Source organism: Pseudorhodoplanes sp., from assembly GCF_035565855.1.
Lineage (GTDB): Bacteria > Pseudomonadota > Alphaproteobacteria > Rhizobiales > Xanthobacteraceae > Pseudorhodoplanes.
Window position 1 is genome coordinate 1 of record NZ_DATMRX010000097.1, and the last position, 4,755, is coordinate 4,755.

The following is a 4,755-nucleotide window of genomic DNA, read 5'->3' on the forward strand; positions in this document are numbered from 1 at the left end:
ACACTTTGAGGTCAGGTTTCCCAGCGAGTTCGCAGATCTTGCGGGCATTCCTTTCGGTAAGGCGGAGCGGCACGTTGCCCGCGACGGCGGTGATGCCGAGCACATCGAGCTCAGGACTCGCCAGCGCGAGCAGGATGGCGACGGCGTCGTCCTGGCCGGGGTCGGTGTCAATGATGATCTTCTGTCTGGCGGACATGCGTTTCCTCCCTGGGGACGTCCTTTGCAACGGACTTGAACTTCGAAATCGGCCGGACCATATCAGGGGCGATGGGAAAAATGCCATCTGGGTTTTTCCCTTTTTCGTCGCTCTTTGGAGGACTGAAAATGTCGCGCATGACTCCATTCTCGAGCCCGCTGCTTCTGGGCTTCGACACAATGGAAAAAACCTTGGAGCGCCTGGCCAAGGCGGGCGATACCTATCCGCCTTACAATATCGAGCGGCTTCGCTCGGTCGAAGGCAAGGGCGAGAGGCTTCGCATAACGCTGGCGGTCGCCGGTTTCTGTGAGAACGACCTGGACGTCACCACCGAGGAAAACCAGCTGGTGGTGCGCGGTCGTCAGACCGACGATACGGAGCGCGAATACCTGCATCGCGGCATTGCCGCGCGGCAGTTTCAGCGAACTTTCGTGCTCGCCGATGGCATGCGGGTGATCGCCGCCGAGCTGAAGAACGGTCTCCTGTCGATCGATCTCGACCGGCCGGAGCCGGAACGGCTGGTACGGAAAATAAACATATCGGTGAAAGACTGATCCGGTCCGTCGACCGGAACCAAATGGCTCTATGGCGGGTTGGTCGAAGGGACGCCCCGCAAGAAGGAGGCTGAAATGACTGGTAACGAAACAAGACTGACGCTGACCCAGGCACAACTCGCCGATTTGGGCGAGGGCCAGGTCGCCTACCTCCGCAAGGTTTCCAGCGATGATCTGCGTGGGCGCTTCCCGGGATTGACCAATATTGCGCCGGGACTGGAGCTCTGGGCCCTGTTTGGCGCGAATGGGCAGCCGATCCTGCTCTCCGATGCGCGCGACCGCGCGCTTGCCGGGGCCCTCGAGAATGAGCTTACGCCCGTCAGCATCCACTGACGGCGGCACAACGGGGCGGCATCTGCCGCCCCGAAATTCCATTTCATTCGCAGAATCAACGAATCTCGTGCAAAGTCCAACTTGCGCGAGATTTTTTTTAGTCAGGCGGCGTGAGACGCCGGGGTTTCGGAAAGCAGCGCGTGAATCGCAGCGGCGTCGCGAGTACCGCGGACCTTGGCGACCGTGTCGGTATCGCGCAGAACGCGCGCGATGCGCGACAGCGCCTTCAAATGGTCGGCACCGGCGCCTTCAGGGGCAAGCAGGAGAAAAACGAGATCCACCGGCTGGTCGTCAAGCGCCTCGAAGTCGACGGGTGATTCCAGGCGCGCGAAGACGCCGGTGATGCGCTTCACTCCTGGCAGCTTGCCGTGCGGGATGGCAATGCCGTTGCCGACCCCGGTCGAGCCGAGCCGCTCACGCTGCAGGATCGTGTCGAACACTTCCCGTTCGGGAATACCGGTGATACCGGCGGCTTTCTCCGAGAGCAATTGAAGGAGCTGCTTCTTGGAATTGGCTTTCAAGGCCGGCATGATTGCCGAAACCTCGATCAGATCGCTGAGATCCATATTTGGCATCCTCTGGTTTCCCGTTTACCGCCAGACCCCCTCGTCCGCGGCCGGGATTGTTCTTGTTATCCGTTGACGCTCATGGAACGCCCCGCGTCCGCTCGGACGCGCGACGGGCGCTCGCTCACATTGAATCTACGCATTGTGCCTGCCTATGACCGACGACTCGGGGGCTGATGCGGCGGTCGATGATGGATCGATCCAGCCGATATTGCCGTCGGCGCGGCGGTAGACGATGTTGACCTGATCGTTACCGGCATTTCGAAATACGAAGACGGGGCTGTCCTTGGCGTCGAGCTCGATCACGGCATCGGCGACAGACATGGTTTTCAGCGACACCGTGGATTCGGCGATGATGGCCGGAGCATAGTCTTCCGGAACCTCCTCGTCCTCATCGGCCACCGGCGCGACGACGAGATAGGCTATATCGGTCGCCTCGGCCGGACTGCTGGCATCGCCGCCGTTGGGATGAGCCTTCAGCCGACGCTTGTAGCGCCGGAGGCGCTTCTCTAGCCGCTCTGCTGCGGCATCGAAGGCGAGCGTCGGCTCTTGTGCCGCTCCCGTCGTCTGCAGCTCCATTCCGCTGTCGAGATGGATCATGCAATCGGCTGAAAAACGCGAGCCTGACTTCTCGACGGTGACACGGCCGGAATAGCCGCCATCGAAGTATTTGGCCGTGAGCTCGGCGATCCGCCCCTCGATGCGGCCTCGAAAGGCCTCACCGATCTCCATTTGCTTTCCGGATATGCGCAGGCTCATCTGAAAACTGACCTTCCTTGCTCAGACTTCAAACTGTTTCGAGTTTATACCTGTGGCCGAAGCGCACAAGGTTCGCCGCGTCGTCGGCGCCGATTTCAAGTCCGAGCGTTCCGGTTGATCACAACCCTTTTCAGGCGGATGAAGTTCCGCATGGGCTCTATCGCCCCTCTCTCATGCGGGCGGGCTTCTAGTCATTTCGTAACGAATTGTCAACGAAGCCACGTTTCCGCTGGGGGAAGCCGACCTGCCGATTTCCGCGCTTCGCTCATGTCGCGCGGCGGCGTGCCGCGCGCTTCGATGGTCAGCCGGTGTTGCGGGTTTCCACAGCTTGTCCACAGCTGCGCCGCCGTTCCTTGCAACCGCGGCGCCAGCGTTGCGGGTAGTTCAGGCGGCCGCGCCAGCCAGGGCTCGTTTCTCGCGGCGGCGCTGCACCGACGAGGGGATGTTCATGCTTTCGCGATATTTGGCGATCGTGCGGCGTGCGATGTCGATGCCGCTTTTCTTCAAGATCTCGACGATGCTGTCGTCGGACAACACGTCGGTCGCCTTCTCCTCCTCGATGAGCTGGCGGATACGGTCACGCACGGCTTCAGAGGAATGCGCGTCGCCGCCCTCGGCCGACGCGATCGCGGCAGTGAAGAAATAGCGTAGCTCGAACACACCACGCGGAGTCAGCATATATTTGTTGCTCGTGACACGGCTTACGGTCGATTCGTGCATGCCGATGGCTTCGGCTACGTTGCGCAGGTTGAGCGGGCGCAAATGACGCACACCATGGACGAGGAATGCGTCCTGCTGGCGGACGATCTCTGTCGCGACCTTCAGGATCGTTTTAGCCCGCTGGTCGAGGCTGCGTGTCAGCCAGTTGGCATTCTGGATGCACTCGCCGAGAAAGTCCTTTTCGGCCTGGTTCCTCGCCTGTGATGCGACCCGTGCGAAATAGGCCTGGTCGACCAGAACACGCGGCAAAGTATCAGCGTTGAGCTCGATCGCCCAGGACCCGTCATTGGCCTGCCGCACCAGCACGTCGGGCACGATCGCATCGGCGGTGCCTCTCGCGAAGGCGAGACCCGGACGGGGGTCGAGGGCCCGGATCTCGTTCATCATGTCGACGAGGTCCTCTTCGTCGACGCCGCAAATCCTTTTCAGGGCCTGGAAGTCGCGCCGCGCAAGCAGATCGAGATTGGCGAGCATGGCTTTCATGGCCGGATCGAGCCGGTTGCGGCCGGCAAGCTGCAGCGCCAGGCATTCCGCGAGGTCGCTCGCGAAGATGCCGGGAGGCTCGAATGTCCGGCAGGTGGCGAGCACTTCGGCGACCAATCTCGGATCGGCGCCGAGCCTCTCGGTGGTTTCGGCCGGATCCGTCCGAAGATAACCCGCCTCGTCAAGCCCATCGGCCAAGTCGCCCGCCACAAGACGTGCGGCGGGGTCGGCGAAGGCGAAAGCGATCTGCTCCGCGACATGATCACGCAAGGTGACTGCGGCCGCGGCAAGATCCTCCGGATCCAGGCCTTCGGGCGCCAGCCCACCCCCCGCGAGCGATTTCCACTGTGCCGACAGGTCGGGGCCGAGTCGCTCGACCGTGCCGGGGTCGTCGGGGAAGATATTCTCCAGCGATGCATCGAGCTTGTCGGCCATCGCTTCCGCGCTCAAGACGGCTCCCTCGTCGGAGAACCAGTCGGTCTCGGAAGCCATCGCGTCGTGGCCCGTTTCGGGATACGGCTCGACCGTACTTTCCGCGCCGGGATCGACGCGCTCCAGCAGCGGATTGCGTTCGATTTCCTCGTCAACGAAACGTTCGAGTTCAAGGTGGGTAAGCTGCAGAAGCCGGATCGACTGCATCAACTGCGGCGTCATCACCAGCGACTGCGACTGGCGAAGCTGCAACTTGGCCGCAAGTGAAATCATCTCGGCTCGGTTCTCCCCGAAGGACTCCGCGTCGCAGTGGCAGCTGCGCTTGCGGAATTTTTTCCTTGGTGGATGAAACTGGCCCAGCTTTTGCTTGTCAAGCAGGCTGAGGCCGAATCCGCTGCGAGGCACTTTATGACGCAGGGAAACCGCGGAGATGGTATGCCCGCGGGAATCGGCGCAGGCCCTAAAGCGTGAAGGCCTCGCCGAGATAGAGGCGTCGCACGTCGGCGTTCGACACGATGTCCGAGGGATGGCCGTGGGTCAGGACCTCGCCGGCGTGAATGATATAGGCGCGGTCGATCAGGCCGAGTGTCTCGCGCACATTATGGTCGGTGATCAGGACGCCGATGCCGCGCTGCGTCAGATGCCGCACGAGCTGCTGGATGTCGGCAACCGCGATTGGGTCGATCCCGGCGAAGGGCTCGTCGAGCAGCAT

Annotated in this window: 6 protein-coding genes and 1 pseudogene; 2 read left to right on the forward strand and 5 right to left on the reverse strand. The window is 61.9% G+C overall.

The features are described from left to right. The coding region (locus tag VN004_RS05405; RefSeq protein ID WP_325607772.1) for a nucleoside hydrolase at positions 1-196 on the reverse strand (196 nt) is incomplete at its 3' end. 128 nt (positions 197-324) lie between these two features. Here VN004_RS05405 and VN004_RS05410 point away from each other — a divergent pair. Together VN004_RS05410 and VN004_RS05415 are read left to right on the forward strand one after the other, a co-directional pair. Continuing rightward, the gene (locus tag VN004_RS05410; protein WP_325607780.1) at positions 325-750 is read left to right on the forward strand and encodes an Hsp20 family protein; all 426 of its coding nucleotides are present in this window, start codon (positions 325-327) and stop codon (positions 748-750) included. Between the two features lie 75 nt (positions 751-825). Continuing rightward, the gene (locus VN004_RS05415) at positions 826-1,083 is read left to right on the forward strand and encodes a DUF1150 family protein (RefSeq protein WP_325607774.1); all 258 of its coding nucleotides are present in this window, start codon (positions 826-828) and stop codon (positions 1,081-1,083) included. 101 nt (positions 1,084-1,184) lie between these two features. On the opposite strand, the gene ptsN is transcribed toward VN004_RS05415, so the two are convergent. From ptsN to VN004_RS05435, 4 genes and pseudogenes are all read right to left on the reverse strand, one after another. Then, positions 1,185-1,649 carry a PTS IIA-like nitrogen regulatory protein PtsN gene (gene ptsN / locus VN004_RS05420; RefSeq protein WP_325607776.1) on the reverse strand — a complete coding sequence of 155 codons (465 nt, stop codon included), beginning with the start codon at positions 1,647-1,649 and terminating at the stop codon, positions 1,185-1,187. 135 nt (positions 1,650-1,784) lie between these two features. Further along, on the reverse strand, positions 1,785-2,408 hold the full coding sequence (gene hpf, locus VN004_RS05425; RefSeq protein WP_325607778.1) for a ribosome hibernation-promoting factor, HPF/YfiA family: 624 nt from the start codon (positions 2,406-2,408) through the stop codon (positions 1,785-1,787). 384 nt (positions 2,409-2,792) lie between these two features. Further along, a complete protein-coding gene (rpoN, locus tag VN004_RS05430) occupies positions 2,793-4,313 on the reverse strand; it encodes an RNA polymerase factor sigma-54 (RefSeq protein ID WP_325607782.1) in 1,521 nt (506 codons plus the stop codon). A 190-nt stretch (positions 4,314-4,503) separates the two neighbouring features. Then, a pseudogene (locus VN004_RS05435) lies at positions 4,504-4,755 on the reverse strand (LPS export ABC transporter ATP-binding protein); the annotation flags it as partial.

Coding starts and splice junctions, on each gene's coding strand:
- hpf (WP_325607778.1), bottom strand. CDS start 2,408: ATGAGCCTGCGCATATCCGGAAAGCAAATGGAGATCGGTGAGGCCTTT.
- VN004_RS05410 (WP_325607780.1), top strand. CDS start 325: ATGTCGCGCATGACTCCATTCTCGAGCCCGCTGCTTCTGGGCTTCGAC.
- ptsN (WP_325607776.1), bottom strand. CDS start 1,649: ATGGATCTCAGCGATCTGATCGAGGTTTCGGCAATCATGCCGGCCTTG.
- VN004_RS05415 (WP_325607774.1), top strand. CDS start 826: ATGACTGGTAACGAAACAAGACTGACGCTGACCCAGGCACAACTCGCC.